The sequence below is a fragment of the Glycomyces niveus genome (assembly GCF_017592475.1).
Classification (GTDB): Bacteria; Actinomycetota; Actinomycetes; order Mycobacteriales; family Micromonosporaceae; genus Glycomyces; species Glycomyces niveus.
In genome coordinates this window covers 148417-165053 of the sequence record NZ_JAGFNP010000012.1, presented here as the reverse complement: position 1 = coordinate 165053, position 16637 = coordinate 148417, and the positions used below count along the sequence as shown (strand labels likewise).

Annotated in this window: 14 protein-coding genes and 1 pseudogene; 7 read left to right on the top strand and 8 right to left on the bottom strand. The window is 72.0% G+C overall.

The window, feature by feature from the left end; genetic code table 11:
* The first annotated feature begins 87 nt into the window (after positions 1-87).
* Complete coding sequence (locus J5V16_RS19775) at positions 88-780, top strand: hypothetical protein (protein ID WP_208498703.1); 693 nt, start codon at positions 88-90, stop codon at positions 778-780.
* 244 nt (positions 781-1024) lie between these two features.
* Positions 1025-1435: a hypothetical protein gene (locus J5V16_RS19770; RefSeq protein WP_208498702.1), complete on the top strand. Its 411-nt coding sequence runs from the start codon at positions 1025-1027 to the stop codon at positions 1433-1435.
* An 86-nt stretch (positions 1436-1521) separates the two neighbouring features.
* Here the strand turns inward: J5V16_RS19770 and J5V16_RS19765 are convergent, their stop codons facing one another.
* The 4 genes and pseudogenes from J5V16_RS19765 to J5V16_RS19755 form a co-directional block, all read right to left on the bottom strand.
* A complete protein-coding gene (locus J5V16_RS19765; protein ID WP_208498701.1) occupies positions 1522-4425 on the bottom strand; it encodes a hypothetical protein in 2904 nt (967 codons plus the stop codon).
* A gap of 74 nt (positions 4426-4499) precedes the next feature.
* Positions 4500-5303 carry an ABC transporter ATP-binding protein gene (locus tag J5V16_RS25825; RefSeq protein WP_408612501.1) on the bottom strand — a complete coding sequence of 268 codons (804 nt, stop codon included), beginning with the start codon at positions 5301-5303 and terminating at the stop codon, positions 4500-4502.
* A 66-nt stretch (positions 5304-5369) separates the two neighbouring features.
* Positions 5370-6260, bottom strand: a pseudogene (locus tag J5V16_RS25820) (ABC transporter transmembrane domain-containing protein); the annotation flags it as partial.
* Positions 6257-7987, bottom strand: a complete 1731-nt coding sequence (locus J5V16_RS19755) for an ABC transporter ATP-binding protein (protein ID WP_208498699.1) — start codon at positions 7985-7987, stop codon at positions 6257-6259. The pseudogene J5V16_RS25820 and the gene J5V16_RS19755, both read right to left, overlap by 4 nt.
* 163 nt (positions 7988-8150) lie before the next feature.
* On the opposite strand from J5V16_RS19755, the gene J5V16_RS19750 reads away from it, so the two are divergent.
* Positions 8151-8846, top strand: a complete 696-nt coding sequence (locus J5V16_RS19750; RefSeq protein WP_208498698.1) for a class I SAM-dependent methyltransferase — start codon at positions 8151-8153, stop codon at positions 8844-8846.
* Here the strand turns inward: J5V16_RS19750 and J5V16_RS19745 are convergent.
* Both J5V16_RS19745 and J5V16_RS19740 read right to left on the bottom strand, forming a co-directional pair.
* Positions 8843-9505, bottom strand: coding sequence for a response regulator (locus tag J5V16_RS19745; protein ID WP_208498697.1), 663 nt, complete (start codon positions 9503-9505; stop codon positions 8843-8845). The two genes, J5V16_RS19750 and J5V16_RS19745, sit on opposite strands and share 4 nt — an antisense overlap.
* Positions 9502-10608, bottom strand: a complete 1107-nt coding sequence (locus J5V16_RS19740) for a sensor histidine kinase (RefSeq protein ID WP_208498696.1) — start codon at positions 10606-10608, stop codon at positions 9502-9504. The genes J5V16_RS19745 and J5V16_RS19740 overlap by 4 nt, the downstream gene beginning before the upstream one ends.
* A 178-nt stretch (positions 10609-10786) precedes the next feature.
* Between J5V16_RS19740 and J5V16_RS19735 the strand changes: the two genes are divergently transcribed.
* Together J5V16_RS19735 and J5V16_RS19730 are read left to right on the top strand one after the other, a co-directional pair.
* Positions 10787-11785 (top strand): hypothetical protein, encoded by a 999-nt coding sequence (locus tag J5V16_RS19735; RefSeq protein WP_208498695.1) that lies wholly within the window; start codon positions 10787-10789, stop codon positions 11783-11785.
* Between the two features lie 40 nt (positions 11786-11825).
* The gene (locus J5V16_RS19730) at positions 11826-12341 is read left to right on the top strand and encodes a GNAT family N-acetyltransferase (RefSeq protein WP_208498694.1); all 516 of its coding nucleotides are present in this window, start codon (positions 11826-11828) and stop codon (positions 12339-12341) included.
* Between the two features lies 1 nt (position 12342).
* Here the strand turns inward: J5V16_RS19730 and J5V16_RS19725 are convergent, their stop codons facing one another.
* Together J5V16_RS19725 and J5V16_RS25615 are read right to left on the bottom strand one after the other, a co-directional pair.
* On the bottom strand, positions 12343-13755 hold the full coding sequence (locus J5V16_RS19725; RefSeq protein ID WP_208498693.1) for an extracellular solute-binding protein: 1413 nt from the start codon (positions 13753-13755) through the stop codon (positions 12343-12345).
* On the bottom strand, positions 13752-15785 hold the full coding sequence (locus tag J5V16_RS25615) for a vWA domain-containing protein (protein ID WP_208498692.1): 2034 nt from the start codon (positions 15783-15785) through the stop codon (positions 13752-13754). Before J5V16_RS25615 ends, J5V16_RS19725 begins: the two co-directional genes overlap by 4 nt.
* 152 nt (positions 15786-15937) lie before the next feature.
* Here J5V16_RS25615 and J5V16_RS19715 point away from each other — a divergent pair, with 152 nt between their 5' ends.
* Positions 15938-16462 carry a GNAT family N-acetyltransferase gene (locus tag J5V16_RS19715; RefSeq protein WP_208498691.1) on the top strand — a complete coding sequence of 175 codons (525 nt, stop codon included), beginning with the start codon at positions 15938-15940 and terminating at the stop codon, positions 16460-16462.
* Between the two features lies 1 nt (position 16463).
* Positions 16464-16592, top strand: a complete 129-nt coding sequence (locus J5V16_RS25140) for a hypothetical protein (RefSeq protein WP_255537524.1) — start codon at positions 16464-16466, stop codon at positions 16590-16592.
* Positions 16593-16637 lie beyond the last annotated feature (45 nt).

Sequence of the window (16637 nt, the reverse complement as noted above, 5' to 3'; positions counted from 1 at the left end):
GCATCCCCCATATAGTCCCTTGCGGAATCACGGCTCGCGGCCGCTGACCGGTGGCTGCGCCACGACCGGCAAAGGAGCGACAGCAACGTGAACGACAAGCACGACAACAGGTTCCACAAGACCCGCAGCTCGCTGTCCCGCAGCGCGTTCGCGGCCGCAGTGCCGCTCGGCATGCTCGCCGTGCTGGCGGCGGCGCCGGCGCACGCTCTGCCCGACGGCGCTCCGGACGCCCCCGCCGGACTGCCGAACCCCATGGCGGGGCTGACGCCGGTGAGCGTGCCGATCAACTCCGACGGCGCGCACATCGCGCTGGCGAGCCCGACCGAGACCGGCGAGACCTACACCACCGGTCCCCTTGAGGGCCACCTCAACGCGCTGGTCGACGCGAACGCCGCCAACGTCATGATCGCGGGCGGAGCCATGTACAACGAGGTCGGCCTCGAAGGCGACTTCGGCGAGGTCCGCGTCAGCGGGCACCACGCGGACGACGACTCGACCGACCCGGTCGTGGAGAAGGACGGCGAAGGCTGCGTGCTCGAATTCGAGTTCGAGCACCTGCCCGGGGCCCGAGAGCAGGGCTCGGTGACCCTCCGGACCGCGCCCCTCGAATTCACCGAGCACCAGGACCCGGGCGCTGAGGCCTTCCCGCCGGTGGACCAGATGTACCGGCTGCAGGAACCGGTGCAGCTCTTCGAGGTCGGCGGATCGGAAAAACCGTTCGGCACCATCGAGGAGTTCGACGTGATCGTCAACGGCACGGAGGTGCCCTCCGCGAAGTAGCCGGCGCGCGGCTTCGGGGCCGCCGAATCGGATGGGTTCGGCGGCCTTCCTCCGTTCTCCACCCGGCCATCGTGGGATCGATACCAAAAACTTCTGTGATTGAGGCAACCGCTCCCATACCTCTGAGCGTTCACAGTGCGGCAACGTCGTTTGACGCGGATCCCCCTGCCGCGCAGCGTGTCTGCGGCAACCCGCTCCGTAGCCGACTGGAGTGGGAGCCTTAGTCAAAGAAAGGAACGCAACGATGCGAAAGCGAATCGCCGCCGTCCTGGCGGTGTTCTCCCTTTCCCTGCTTACCGTCCTGGGGATCGCCTCCCCGGCCTCGGCCGCCGACGAGATCAACTACGCCGTGGACGCCGACTGGACCGGTTCCTGCACGGACCGCCGCTACACCCCGAACGTCGACGGCTGCTTCCAGTCCAACGGTGACGACCTGTGGGTCAAGGACAACGTGGCCAACGGCTACGGAGTCAAGCTCCGCTGGTACGACCAGGACGGCACCCGCTCCGGCGAATGCATCGACACCCTCGGCCAGGCCAAGGCCTGGACGTACTGCAACAAGGACTTCCCCGAGAACCACACCTTCCGCTGGTCCCTCTGCTGGGACTCCGCCACCGGCTGGGACTGCACCGACTGGTACAGCAGCGAATCCTGAGTAGACGACGGCGCGCCGACCCGCACTGGCCGGCGCGCCGTGCACCAGGGCCGGTCGATCCGCACGGATCGACCGGCCCGCGGCGTTCAGGAGCCGTTCGACTCGTACTCGTCGAACTCGTCTTTCATGCGGCCCAGCTGTTCGGTGACCATCTGCCGCACCGTCTCGTTCCCATCGAGGCCGAGCCGCGCGACGGTTTCGGTGGCGGCGGCTTCCCAGTCATCGGGGCTGTCGCTCTGAGCTTCGAAGCAGTAGAGGAGCTGCGTGACCGCCTGCCTGCCGAGCGCTTCGACGAATTCCCCGTCGAGGATGACGCGCAGGGCCTCCTCGTTGAGGGTCCGACGTTCCTCGGGCGTGCCCGGGCCTCGGTCGTCCTGCTCGCCGATGAGCATCGCGTGCTGCATGAGCGTCTTGGCGAGCTCGTGGCGGCAGGCTTCCCGGTAGCCGGGCGGGAGCGAGTCGTCCTGCCAGTGCGTGCGCAGTTCGGCTGCGAGCGTTTGCATTCCGGTGGCGGGAGGCGCGGAGCCGACGCCGTTCCGGAGGTCGACCCACAGCGCCGCCCGGGCGGGGTTGGCCGCGGTCGGGAGCGCGCCGAGTTCGCGCCAGGCCTGTTCGGAGCGTCGGTAGCTCCGGATGGCGTCCTCGGGCTCGCGGACCCGCTCGAGGAGGAGCCCGGCCAGTTGGGAGATGCGCGCGAAGTAGGTCGGGTCGCGGTGTTCGAGGCCGCCGTCCATCAGCTTGAGCGCTTCGAGCGCTTCGCGGAGCGCGGGCCGGACCTCCCGCAGCCGGTGGTACGACTCCGCCAGGCCGCCGCGGCAGTCGACCAGCCGCCAGTGCTCGGATTCGTGCATCGAGGGCAAGCCGGCGAGCGCCGCTTCGAAGATCACGACCGCTTCTTCGTGGCGGTCCTGCCCGGCCAGCGCCAGGCCGAGGAGGTGGCGGGCGACGGCCGCGCAGCCGGTCTCGTCGGCCTGGTCGTAATGGTGCGCCGCCTGGACGGCATGGACTTCGGCCTGCTCCGGCCGGCCGAGGTTGGTGGCGCACTCGGTGACGGTCAGGTGCAGCACCGCGATCGGGAAGGGCTCGACGCCGGGCTCGACGAGGGCGAGGCCGGTCTGGGCCACCCGGATGGCCTCCTCGAGCTCGCCGGCCCAGTTGAGCGCCCCGCTGAGGTGGAGTGCGGAACCGAACGTCTCTTCGCGGTGGCCTCCGGCGACCGCGAGGTCGAACGCCTCGCGAAGCGCCTTCACCCGCGCTTCGGGCTCGGTCGCGAAGGCCGCCAAGCGCAACGCGAGCTGCGCGCGCGCGAGGCCGAGCCGGCGCTCGCCGGGCATGGCCGCGAGTTCGGCGTCCAGCACCTCGATCCGCTGCAGCAGTCCGGGGGAGGGCGGTGTGCCGGTGACCTGGCAGTGCCCCAGGAGCGCGCTACACGCCCCGGCGCGGGCCCGCAGGGCGAAGACCGGTTCGGTCGCGGCGTACTCCCGCGCTTCGATCAGGACGCGTTCGGCGTCCTCCGGAAGGGTCTCGATCTTCTCGGGGAGCCGCCAGTTCAGGGTCGCGGCGAGGTTGGCGAGCGCCCGGGCCGGCTGTCCGGCCGCCAGGAACCGCTCGCGCACCCGCTCCGCGAGCGCAAGCGACGGTTCGAGGCCTTGCCTGAGGTCCACGCGGCTCAGCAGGACGTTGGCCTCGTCGGCGGGTTCGAGTGCGGCGCCGAGCGCTTGGGCGAGGCGGTCCACGGCCTCCCACTGCTCCATCACGTCCTCGGTGAACGCGTCGTTGGCCGCCCGCGCCTTGGCGAGGGCCGCCTCCAGCACTGCGGCGGACGGGGCCTCGGGCCCGGGGGCCGCCGGCGCGGCCGCTGCGGGAGCCACCGGTGCAGGAGCGGCGGTGAGGGTCCGGAGGCCCAGCGGCACATGGGGATACGTGCGCTCGGGTGCGACGGTCAGCTGGGAGGCGCGGGAGACGGCGTCGGTACCGTTGCGGCGGTCAAAGCGTTCGCAGATCGCGCGGCGCTCGGCGTCGGCGTGCGAGTACAGCTCGTCGGCGGTCCACCGGCGACCGTCGGGCCCGGCGAGCTCGGCGCCCCCGAGCCCTCGAACGCGCAGCGACCCGCTGACGACCTGGACGCCTTCGAGGAACGACAGCCGCACGTCGGGTTCGAGACCGAGCTGGAAGCAGCGGGCGTGGGCGTCCAGGATCTCGACGGCGCGGGCCTCGTTGCCGGTGTGCGCGCAGAACCGCATGTGGCGGGCGATGATCCGGACCATGTCGTCGTGGTCGCGGGTGATCTGGTAGCCGCGCAGGTGGTGGGCGCGGGCCTCGTCGAGCCGCCCGAGCGCGGCGAGCGGCAGCAGGGACTGGGCGAGGGTCGCGTGCGGTTCGTGGGCGCATCGCAAGTCGCCCTTGAGGATCGGTGCCCAGTCGGCCAGGGCCTGCTCGTAGTCGCCGCGTTCCTTCGCGATCAGGCCGAGGGTGTGGCAGCGGCAGGCCTCGCAGTTGCTCATCGAGTCGGGCTCGGCGGCGAGCATGGCCGCGGCGGCAGCCGCGGCCCGGTCGCGGTCGCCGACGTGGAGGTACAGCCAGTACTCGGCTTCGTGCACGGGGTTGAGCGAGTGGCCCGCCTCGGCGTACCGGCGGCGCATCTGCGCGACGGCCTCTTCGATCGAGGCGAGCGGCACGTCGGGGTGGTCGGTCATCTTGCTGACCACCCACTTGAACATCCAGTACAGGCGCCGGGTGAGCTCGGCGTCGAAGTGCTCGGGCTCGGTGTCGTAGTTGTGCAGGAACTTCGCGTACGGCACGAGCAGACGCGTGGCGTCCGGCGAGAACTCGTAGGAGTTGATGAGGGTCGCGAGGGTCTCGTTGACCAGCGGCCGGTCGCCCGCCGCCTCGGCCGCTTCGAGGTGCAGCTCCAGTGCCGCCGAGCGGGCCTCGCCTCGGAGGGTCCGGCGGATCTGGTCGAGCCGCTGGCGGAGATCGGTGTGGGTCATCGGTTCATCCAGGTGTACGAGCGTGTCGGGGTGTCAGCAGTGTGCAATGCGCACCCCGCCGGTCCGACCGTGGATCAGCCGTGCCAGCGCCGCCACAGGGCCGCGTAGGCCCCGTCCTGCTCGAGGAGTTCGTCGTGGGAGCCGAGTTCGGTGATGCGGCCGTGCTCGACGACGGCGACGCGGTCGGCGTCGTGCGCGGTGTTGAGGCGGTGGGCGATGCTGACGACGGTGCGGCCCTTGAGGATGCGGTTGAGGCCCTGCTCGATGTCGCTGGCGGCGTTGGGGCTCAACATCGAGGTGGCCTCGTCGAGGACGATCACCTCGGGCGCGGCGAGGATGACGCGGGCGAGCGCGACCTGCTGCACCTCGGCCGGTGTCAGGGCGTGGTCCCGGCCGCCGACCACGGTGTCCAGGCCGTCGTCGAGGCGGTCCGCTAGGTCCCCGGCCCCGACCACCGAGAGGGCCTCCCGCAACTGGTCGTCGCTCGCCCCGGGCGCGCCCAGGCGCAGGTTCGAGCCCAGCGTGTCGTTGAAGAGGTGGTACTCCTGGGTCGCGAGGATCACGAAGCGCCGCAGCAGGGCCTCGTCGATCTCGCCGGTCTCGGCCCCGCCCACCCGGACGGTGCCCCCGTCGGGCTGGTGGATGCCCGCCATCAGGCGCGCCAATGTGGACTTCCCGGCGCCGGTCGGGCCGACCAGGGCGAGCCGCTCGCCGCGCCGCAGCGCGAAGTCGACGTCCTTGAGGACCGGCTTCTCGGGCGTATAACCGAAGGTCACGCCCTTGAGCTCGATGATCTCGTCCGCCTCGCGGCGCGGCTTCGCGTCCCCGCCCGTGGACTCGACGCCGCGCACGCCGATGAGCCGCGCCAGCGACACCATGCCGCTCTGCACCCACTCGAGCGAGAGGATCATCTCGATCGCCGGGGCCACCGCGAGCTGCATGATGAGCACGACCGTGGTCGTCTGCGCGATCGTCAAGTACCCGTTCGCGGTCAGCACGCCGCCGAGCAGCAGCGCGGTGAAGCACGGCAGGAACGCCGAGAAGTCCAGCACCGGGAACAGCGTGCCGCGCAACCGCATCGACCGCACCTGCGCGCCGAACAGGTGGTCGATCGCGCGGTCGGTGTGCGCGACGCGGCGCGACTGCCAGCCGAGCGCCTCGACCGTCTTCACACCGTCGATGGTCTCGGCGACCGCCGAGGTCAGCTCGGCCTTCGCGGCCTGCACGTCGTGGAAGATGTTGAACGCCCGCTTGAAGTACCAGCGCAGCACCAGGATCATCGGCGGCACCGCGATCAGGATCGCCGCGCCCAGCACCGGCGAGACCCAGAACGCGCCCGCCACGTACACGAGCACCGTGATCATCCCGGTGAAGAACTGCGGCGCGGCCTGCACCAGCGAATGCTGCACCTGACTCACGTCGAGACTGGTGCGGGACAAGAGCTCGCCGGTCCCGGCCGCCTCGACCTGGCCCGGCGGGAGGGACAGCGTGCGCTCCATGAACTCCTCGCGCACGTCGGCCACGATCTGCTCTGAGAGCACCGCCAGGTTCCGGTAGGAGGCCCACGTCAGGCCCGCCTGTGCGAGCACGGCGGCGAGGATCAGCGGCAGCTGCCACCACAGGTCCGAGCCCGGGTCGTCCGCCCCGCCGCGCGCCCAGGACGCGAACGCGTCGGTCATCAGGCCCACGATGTACGGCGTCGACATGCCCGCGAGGGCCGCGCCGATCGTCAGGGCCACGATGAGGCCGAACCGCACGCGGTGGCGGCCGATCAGCTCGCGCAGGTACCGGCGCGTCTCGGCAGGGGTCGCGATGGGGAGCGTCGTGCGGCTCATCGGGTGACCGCCTCTCGGTACTCGGCTTGGAGCAGCAGGTCCGCGTGCGTGCCGGAGACGAGTCCGCCCCCCAGGAACTGGACCCGGTCGCACACCGCCAGCAGCTGCGGGGAGTTGGTGAGGATCGCGGTGGTCCGGCCCGCCCGGTGCCGGGCGAGGCGCGCGGCTATGCGGGCCTCGGTCTGGGCGTCGCACGCGCTGGCCGGGTCGTCGAGGACGAGGATCTCGGGGTCGACGAGGAGCGCGCGGGCGAGGATGAGGCGCTGGCGCTCGCCGCCGGAGAAGTTCCGGCCCCGTTCGCCCGCGACGGTGCCGAGGTCGAACCCGGAGGCCGGCACCTCGTCGCTCTCGATAAGCGAGGGGTCGACGCCGACGATGTCGACCGCCGAGGCGGTGTGCAGCGCCCGCATGATGTCGGCGTCCGAGCGGGTCCCGTCCACGTCGAGTTGGTCGCGCAGCGGCCCGCTGAAGAGCTGCGCGCGGGCCTCGAGGAGGTGGAGGTGCCGCCGCACGGTCGCGGTCGCGAAGGCGTCCAAGGGGATCGAGCCGATCCGGGCGCTCTCGCCGGTCTCGCTGTAGCCGCTGAGCCGGTCGAGGAGTTCGGTCGCGCCCTTGCCGTCCCCGGTGACGATCCCGGTGATGAGGCCCGGTTCGAGCGTGACGCCGCTGACCGGGTCGTGCAGGGTCTCGCCTGCGGGCCAAGGGGTCTCGTCCGCGGGTTCGGGCTCGGGGTGCTCGTCCTGGAGCTTCTGGAACCGGCCCGAGGCGACGATGGCCCTCGTCAGGGCGTCGACGCCCTGGATCGTGTACCCGAGCGGTCGCGTGAGGGCCACGAGGTATCCGAAGAGCGCCACGAACTCGCCGGCCGTGATGGTGCCGTTCAGGGTCATCTCCGCGCCCATCCACAGGACGAGCACGAGCAGCGTCCCCGGCAGCGCGAGCCGCGCGAACTCGAGCCCGGCCGCCGTGCGCCGCACCCGCACCCCGGCGCGGCGAGACGCCTGCGAGGCGGTCTTGTACCGGTCGGTGAAGTGCGCTTCGCCGCCGATGCCGCGCAGCACGCGCAGGCCCGCGACCGCGTCGGTGCCGATGCCGGTCTGCGCGCCGATGCGGGCGCGGAACTCGCGGCCGCGCTCCTCGAGCCGCAGGAACAGCGGCCGCAGCAGCATGAACATGGCCGGGACGCCGATCCCGGCGGCGAGCACGAACCACCACGAGAGCGTCGCGAGGATCGAGAGGGCGAGGATGAACGCGAGGAGTGCGGAGGCCAAGCGGCCGAACATCATCGACACCGAGCTGAGCGCGTGCGCGTCGGCGGCGGAGATCGCCACGAGCTCGCCCGCGTCGGCCCGCGACCTGATGCGGGAGCCGACCGCGACGACCGTGTCCACGAGCCGCCGCTGGACCCGGAAGTCGGTGTCCATGGCCGTGTACATCATGTAGTAGAAGCTCGCCACGCCGGTGACCGTTGCGACGGCGATGCAGGCCATGAGCCCCGCCGACCACCAGTAGAGCGCGGTGCGGTCGCCCGCGACGAGCCCTTCGTCGACCGCGCGTCCGACCACATAGGGCACGAACTGCTGGCCGCCGAGGAACGCGAACGAGACGAGGGTGCTCATCGCGAGCATCCGCCATTGCGAGCGGAAGAGCCAGCCGATGACGGCGACGGCGGGTCGGGGGTGTGCGAGCGGCCCGCCGGGGTCGCGCGGGGGAGTGAAACGTGCCATCTGCAGGTTCCTTCGCTATGGGGGCTGCGCGGAAGAACGCTACCGGCCGCCCGTGCCGCTCCCAAACCCTTTTTTCGCCCCTTGGACGATGTGCGCCGGTCACACCCGCCGCGCAGTGCTAAAGCGCTGGCGCCGCCGTGCCCGGTCCGCGGATACTGTCCCGATGCCTCAGGACACCGCCTATCACGGCGCGCTCGGCGCCGCCTTCGCCGCCCACTCTGCGACCGGGGCGTACAACGCCTACATCGACCGGCCCGCGATGCTCGACCTCGCCGGGGACGTCGCCGGGCAGCGGCTCCTCGACGTCGGCTGCGGCGCCGGCCATTACGCGGCCGCGCTCCTCGAACGCGGAGCCGAGGTCGTCGGCATCGACGGCAGCGCCGAACTCCTCGCCCACGCGAAAGAGCAGGTCGGCGACAGGGCCGAACTGCGGCTGCACGACCTGGAGCGGGCGCTCGACTTCGCGCCCGACGCCTCGTTCGACCTCGCGCTGAGCGCCCTCGTCGTCCACCACCTGCGCGATCGCGCCGGGCTGCTCCGCGAGGTCTTCCGCGTCCTCAGACCGGGCGGGCGCTTCCTCGTCTCGACCACGCACCCGGCCGCCGACTGGAAGCACTTCGGCGGCTCCTACTTCGCCGACGACTGGGTCGACCTGCACGTCGGCGAGGACCTGCCGCCGATCCACTTCCAGCGCAACACGGTCGAAGGCTTCATCGGCGAACTGCTCGAAGCGGGGTTCGTCCTCGAACGGCTGACCGAGCCGCGCCCGGTCCCCGCCCTGGAGGCCATTGACGCGGAGGCGTTCGCGAAACTCGACGCCCGGCCGTCGTTCCTCGCGGTCGTGCTCCGCCGCCCCTAATCCGCGAGCCCGGCGTCGTGGACGAGGAGCGCGAGCTGCACGCGGTTGTTCAGCCCCAGCTTGCTCAGCGCGGCCGAGACGTGCGTCTTCACCGTGGGGACGCTGAGGTGCAAGGCCGCCGCGATCTCCGCGTTCGAGCTGCCGCGGCCGACCTCGACGGCGACCTCGGTCTCGCGGTTGTTCAACGCGCCCAAGCGCTCCCGGGCCTCGCCGCGCTTGTCCGCGGGAGCCCCGCCCGCGACGATGCCGATGAGCCGGCGCGTCACCTCCGGCGAGAGCACCGGCTCGCCCGCCGCGACCCGGCGCACGGCCGCGACGATGTCGGCGGGCGGCGTGTCCTTGAGCAGGAACCCGCCCGCCCCGGCGCGCAGCGCCCGCCGCACGTGCCCGTCGGCCTCGAACGCGGTGAGCACCAGGACTTCCGGCGCGTTCGGGGCCGCCCGCAGCCGCTCGGTCGCGGTCAGACCGTCGACCCCGGGCATGTGCAGGTCCATGAGCACCACGTCGGGGCGCAGCCGCGCCACGAGCCCGGGGACGTCCGCGCCGCTGCCGGCCTCGCCGACCACGTCGAGGTCCCCGGCCCCGCCGAGGATCATGCGCAGTCCGGCGCGCACCAGCGGATCGTCGTCCACGACCAGGATCTTCACGGGCTCGCTCATGCGGTCCAGGGTAGCCACGCGTGCACCCGCCAGCCGCCGTCGGCCGCCGGCCCGTACTCGAGCCGCCCGCCCGCGAGCGCGGCCCGCTCCTCCAACCCGATGAGGCCGTGCCCCGAACCGGGACCGGCGTCCCGGCCCGGTCCGCTGCGCACGGTCACCGCCAGGCCCTCGCCGACGCGTCCCTCCACAGTGACCTCCACCGGCGCGTCCTCGGCATGCTTGCGAGCGTTCGTCAACGCCTCCTGCACGATCCGGTAGGCGGTGCGCCCGGTCCGCTCGGGCACCTCGCCCTCGACGTGCGCGGTCAGCTCGATCCGCATCCCCGGGCGGGCCTCATCGACGAGGGCCTGCAGGTCCGCCATCGTCGGCTGCGGCAGCTCGCCGATCGGGGCGCGCAGGATCGCGATGATCTCGCGCAGGTCCCGCATCGCCAGCTGCGACTGCTCCCGCACGACGCCCGCCGCGCGCGTCAGCTCCTCGGCGGGCGCGTCGGGCCGGTACTCCATGCCGCCCGCGTGCAGGCTCAGCAGCGACAGCCGGTGCCCGAGCATGTCGTGCAGCTCCCGGGCGAGCTCGTCGCGCGCCCGCTGCCGGGCCCGCTCGCGCTCGTCCTGCTCCGCTTGGGCCGCACGGGCTTCCAGCTGCCTACGGTACCGCACGAACAGGCCCCATCCGGCGACGGCCGCGTGCAGGGACAGGGCGAAGCCGATCGAACCGGCGAGGCCCATCTCCTCGGGCCGGAGGACCATGTAGACGGCCGAAGCCGCGAGCGACGCCGCGTACACCCACGCCGCGGTCCGCAGCGGCCGCCGCACCACCACCGAGAACAGCATCACGAGCAGCGGGAACGCGATGGTCTCGGAATACCACGACACTGCGATGAGCGCCACGGCCGCCTGCGTCGGCCAGCGCCGCCGCAGCCACAAGGTTGGCAGCGCCAGCAGCCCCGTGGCCATGTCCACATCGAACAGCCAAGGCGGCGAAGGCATCTCGGTGTTCATGCGTTCCCCGGCGATGTACATCCAGAAGAACACGCCGAGAGCGAGCACGCCCAGGTCCACCGCCAGGCCGCGCGCACCGCGCCGCTCTCGTCCGCCGTTCATGGGCCCGAACCTATCCGCACCGCGCCCGCGCGGCGAGCCTCCCCGCCCGAACCGATACTTTCGTCAGCCCGCGCGCTCCCTCGGTCGCGCCGCGCGTCCGTGACGCGATGCCTTCGGCAGGCCGATCGCGACCGAGAACCGATGCGCCGCCCGCTCCCGCGCCCATAGCGTCGAAGGCATGGCAACCACCACCTCCCTTCCGGCGACGCCGCGCGTCGGCCGGGTCCGGCTCGCGCTCGCGGCCGCCCTCCTCGGGTTCTCGCCGATCGCGGCCGAAAGCCTGGTCGGCTATGACGACACCACCGGGAACGTCCTCGCGCTCCTCGCCGGCCTGCTCGTCTTCGTCCCGCTGTACGGCGCCCCCGCGCTGCTCTTGCGCGAGACCGCCCGCCGCTTCGGCCTCGGCTGGGGCGGCGTCCTCGCGATCGCCGCCGCGCTCGGGGTCGTGCAGGCCGGGATCATCGACCAGTCGATGTTCTCCACGGACTACCGGGGCATCGACTACTGGCAGGACCTGGTCGGGCCGACTTGGATTCCCGCGCTCGGCATCGCCGCGTCCTCCACCCTCACGTTCGTATTCGGGCACATGGTGATGAGCTTCGCCGCGCCGATCGCGCTCGTCGAGGGCATCGGCGCGCGGTCGGCCGACCGGCCGTGGCTGCGGCCCTTCGGCCTCGTCGTCACGGTCCTGCTCTACCTGGCCGGGGCCTGGATGGTCCTCGACTGGCACTACGAGACCGAGACCGACCACGCCTCCGTCGGGCAGCTCGTCGGCGCCGGCGCGGTGGCACTGGCCCTCATCGCGGGCGCGTTCCTGTTCGGGCGCAGGAAGGTCGACCGGGTCGAGCGCCGAATCCCTCCCTTGTGGTCGCTCGTCGCCGTATCTGCGGCCGTGGTGTTCGCGTTCGGCATGTACGAGACCTGGGCATGGGTCGCCCTCTCCCTGGCCCTGCTGTGCGCCTCGGGCTTCGGCATCGCGTACTTCGCGCGCTCGACCGCGTGGGGCCGCCGCCAGGTCACCGCGCTCGCGGTCGGCGCGCTGCTCTCGCAGGCCGTCACCGGCTTCCTGGCGGTGCCGCTCGGCGACGTGGACCCGGTCGCGAAGTACGGGCACAACACCGCCGCGGTCCTCCTCGTCGTCATCCTCGGCTGGTGGGCGCTGCGCCGCGCCCGCTGAATCCGTTGCGGGAGGACGCGGACTGCGCGACGCTGGGTGCATGCACACGGAGCTCACCGACGGCACGGTCACGCTCCTCCCGCTCGGGCCCGCCGACTTCGAGGCGCATTACGCGGGGGAGGACGAGGAGATGGTGCGCTGGCTCAGCGGCGACCCCTCCACCCCCGAGGGCCTGCGCGACTACCTCGACTGCTGCGCCCGCTGGTGGCGCGCGGGAGGGCCCTTCCACAACTTCGGCATCCGCGTCCTCCCCGACCTGCCCCTCGCCGGCACCCTCGACGTCCAGACCGGCCTCTACTACCTGCGCGACGGCCAGGCCAATCTCGCCTACGGCCTCTACCCGCCTTGGCGCGGCCGGGGCCTCGCCACCCGCGCGGTGCGCCTCGCCTGCGGCTACGCGGCCACGATCGGCTGCACCGAGGCGGTCATCCGCTGCGAACCCGAGAACACCCGCTCAGCGGCGGTAGCCGCCCGCGCGGGCTTCACGTTCCTCCAGCGCCGCAGCGAACCCGACGGCCGGGTCCTGGATTGGCACGTCTTGGATCTGCGGGCCTGACTCACTTCCCCTCGATGGCCCTTTCGAGCCGTTCGGCGAGGCCGCCGAAATCGGGGGCGTCGCCGTCAGCGAGCCTGCCGTGCAGCTCGTCGCGGAACGCGTAGCTGAACTGCGTGTACCGGTCCACTTCGGGCCGTTGGCCGGTCCCCTCGCCGGTCAGCGCCTCGTGCATCGCCTCTGCCTCACGCCGCGGACCGCCGACCGCTTCGCAGCCGCCGTCCTCCACCTCGTTCGCCACCTGCGCCATGGCGTCGAAGTACGGTTCGGGCCGCGCCGCGGCGAAGCCGCCGCGCTCGAACAGCAGCTGCTGGCTCGTCGGGCCGGTGAGGAACTCGATCAGCGCCCGGGAGACGTGCTTGCGCTTCGAGTACGCGCTCACCGCGAGGCTCCCGCCGCCCAGCACCCCGCCGGGCATGGGCACCACGCCGACCTCGAACGGCACGTCGACGGCGGGGGCGGCCGCGAACGCCTCGCACTGCTCCAGCGTCCGGATCGCCTGCGGCCAGTGCCGCAGGAACGGGGTCGAGCCCGCCTGGAACGCGGCCAGCGACTCGTCCTCGTTGTGCTGCACCGCGGCCTGCAGCACCGTGTGCTTGCCCGGCGCCACCGGCTCCCACAGGTCGTCCCAGAAGTGCCCGAGCAGGCCGACCGCCTCGGACCGCGGGCCGAAGTCGATCATGCCGGTGTCCTCGGCGACGTCGACCCCGTTGGCCAGCAGGTACTCCCACACGTTCACCGTGAACCCCTCGTACGGGGCGAGCTGCATCGCGATGCCTCCGGAGAAGCCGTTGTCCTCCTTGAGGATCGAACCGATGGTCTGCCGCAGGTCAGGCCAGGTCCGGATCGACCGGGCCTCCAGCTCGGTCAGGGCGCCGCTCCGGAAGTCGGAGTCCGATTTGGAGTCGAGCCGTTTGCGGTAGTAGAGCATGCCCACGTTCGTGTTGAACGGCAGCGCGTACAGCTCGCCCTCGAACCGCCCGGCCTCCACGGGCCGCTCCAGGAAAGCGCCGGTGTCGATCCCGTCGAGCGGTTCGAGGCGGCCCGCCGCCGCGAACTCGGCCACCCAGGGGACGTCGAGGTCCACCACGTCGACGTCCGGGTCCTCGGCCTGCAGCGCCGCGTGGATCGCGGTGTACTGCAGGTCGGCGGTCGCCGGCAGCTCCCGCATCTCGACGGGATGCGCGGGATGCCAGGCGTTCCACTGGTCGATGAGGAGCCGGCGCTGGCCGTTCGCCGTGGCGTCGCGGGCGGCGAGCAGCTGCAGCGGCTTCCCGTCGAGGTCTTCCCAGTCCCGGTCGGGCTCTCGGCCGCCGAGCCAGTAGGCGCCGCCGACCGCGCCCGCGGCCGCCACGCCTCCGACCGCTTCGAGGAGCGTCCGCCGGGAGAGCTTCGGCCAGAACCGCCGCCTGGTCATCGTCCGCTCCACAACTGGTTGAACAGGCCGTCGAAGGTCGCCGAGATCTGCTCCTCCTCGGCTTCGAGGCAGGTGACCCGGGGGTCCTCGTCGAGCGCGGCGAAGGTCGCCGACCGGCAGGCGGCGTCGCCGACCGCGATCAGGTACAGCTGCGCCTGGGACTCGGCGAGCCGCTGCCGCACTTCGCCCGCGGTGGTCCCGGAGCGGTCGGTGTCGGCGCCGTCGGTGATGACCACCATCGCGTTCGAGCCGTCGTCCAGACCGGCGGCGTCGAGCTCGGCGATGCCGTCGACCACGGTCTGGTGGAGGTCGACGCCCTCGCTCGTCGGCGCGGCCCGCAAGCGCTCGGCCACATCCTCGGGCGGGTCGGCGGTCATGTCGAACACCGGTTCGTGCGAACCGGACCCCGAGACCGGGAACGTCCACAGTGCCGCCTGGTCCTGCGGGTTCACGCCGAGGTAGTCCAGAGCGGTGACCACGCCGTCGGTCGCGAGTTCGAAGCGGGTCCGGCCGCCGCCCACCTCTTCGTTCATCGACCCCGAGCGGTCCACGGCGAGCAGCACGGTCGTCGGCAGGCGGCTGCGGCCGTAGTCCGCCTGCAACGCGTCGAACTCGGCCGCGCTGAGCGGATCGGACTCGGCGTCGAAGGCGGTATCGAAGCGGTAGTCGCCGGCCAGCGCGTCGCGCTCGTAGTCCTCGCTGCGCATGCCCAGGGCCTCCGGGTTCGACCCGCCGCTCTCGCCCGCGAGCCAGGACTGCAGGTCGTCGGCCACCGCCGTCCGCTGCTCGTCCCAGGGGTCGCCGGTCCAGTCGAGGCGGACGCCCCGGTAGTCGAGCGAGCCCAGTCCGGTGCTGTAGACCGGCACGAGTCCCGACCGCGTGTCGTCGGCGCCCGGGCAGTCGTCGCCGAGGGCCTTGCCGGTGTTGTAGTGCGCCAGCGCCATCTCGGTGGTGAGCACCGCCGCGTACGGGATCGCGCCTTGGGAGCGCGCGACCTCGCACAGCAGACCGGTGTCACTGGGGGACAAGGCGATCCCGGTCGACGCGGCGGCGTCGGCGAGCCGGCTCTCGGCGAGGGCGGCCGAGCCGTGGTCGTCGAGCGCGCGGAAGAACAGCAGCCCGGTGGTGGAAACGGCCGGGTCGGACCTGAGCACCGGGGTGCCGTACGCGTCGTCGAGTTCGTTGATGAGCTCGTGCAGCGGCCGGTCGGTCGTCTGGGACTTCTCGTTGAACCCCTGCGTGTCGAAGACGGCCTCCGGGACGGCCAGGACGAGCGGCGTGCGGCCGATCGGCTCGGCGTCCTTGGGCTCGAAGACCTCGTAGTTGACGCCCGAGGCGGGGTCGCCCAGCAGCTCGTCCGCGAGCTCGACCTGGGTCTGGGACTCGGCGATCCAGAAGTGGGGCCGGGGCCCGACATCGCGCATCGCCTCGAAGGGCCGGTCCTCCTCGCCGTCCGGCGGCGGCTGCCAGCCCTGGGCCATCGCCTTCTCGGCCTCGGGCCACGGCGCGCTGTAGGCGGTCACGTTCGCCGCGCGGCAGTCGCCCTCGCCGTACTCGCGGTTGAAATCGGTGATCGACTCCTGGAACCAGGCGGCCCCGTCCTCGGGGACGAGGACGGTGAGCTCCACCGGGTCCCCGCAGGAACCGAACTGCTGGTAGAAGCGCAACACCATGGGGTGCAGGATGAAGCCGAGGAGGAAGGCGCAGGCGACCGCCACGGCGATCACGACGAAGCCGGTGGACCTCGCGGTTCGCCTGCCGTCCTTGACCGGCACGAGGCTCCACAGCAGCTGGACGATGATGATGACGATCCCGACGGCGATCAGCACGGTGCTCCACGGCTGCGGCACCGCGCCGATGAGCAGCTGGATCAGCGCCCCCAGCAGGCCGCCGATGGTCATCGCCGCCCCGCCCAGGTACACCGCCTGCGGAGGCACGGCCTTCGCGTCCGGCCCCGCTGCGGGCGGCGCGGACGTCCCGTCTTCAGTTGCCTCGGTCGTATCGTTCCGGTCGGGTTCTGGTGCGGCCACTGGTGGCTCCGTTGCCGTGTCGCTGTGGAGTGTCGTCGGAGGGCGGTCCGGGAAGGATGCTGAACAGTATGCCGCAACCACGCTCCCATCGGGGGTGGTCGATGTCCGCAACCCGTACCCCCGTCCGAACCGCGAACGTGCAGAATCAAGGCATGATCACCATCCGCCCCATCGCGCTGGACGACGCCGAGGCCATCGCCGCGCTGCGTCGCGAAGGCCGCGACTACCTCGCGCCCTGGGAGCCCGACCGGGGCGAGGCCGCGTTCACCGCCGAAGGCGTGCGCGGGGAGATCGAGGCCGCGTTCGCCCGCGCCGAGGCGGGGACCGGCCTCACCTACGCGATCGCGGACGACGGCCGGCTCGTGGGACAGATCTTCCTCAATTCGATCGTGCGCGGCCCTTACTTCCGCTCGTGCAGCACCGGCTACTGGGTCGCCGAGTCCGCGGCCGGGCGCGGCGTCGCGACCGAGGCCGTGCGCCTCGCGAAGGACGCGGCCTTCCGCGGACTCGGCCTCTCCCGCATCCAGGCCGAGACCCTCATCGACAACAAGGCCTCCCAGAAAGTCCTGGAGCGCAACGGCTTCGAGCCGATCGGCATGGCCCCCGCCTACCTCAAGATCGCCGGGAAGTGGCAGGACCACCTGCTCTTCCAGGTCCTCAACCCGGAGAGAAACTGACATGGCGTCTAAGGTCACCTACCCCGGCGCCACCCGCACGCGGCTCGGGGAGCCCGTCGCCCGAATCCTGCAGTCGCGCGCCACGGACCGGTTCGTGAAGGCGATGCGCGACGCGTGCGCGCGCGCCTGACAGTACGTACATAACCGGCATTTCCCCCGAAAGCCGGAAGCCTGA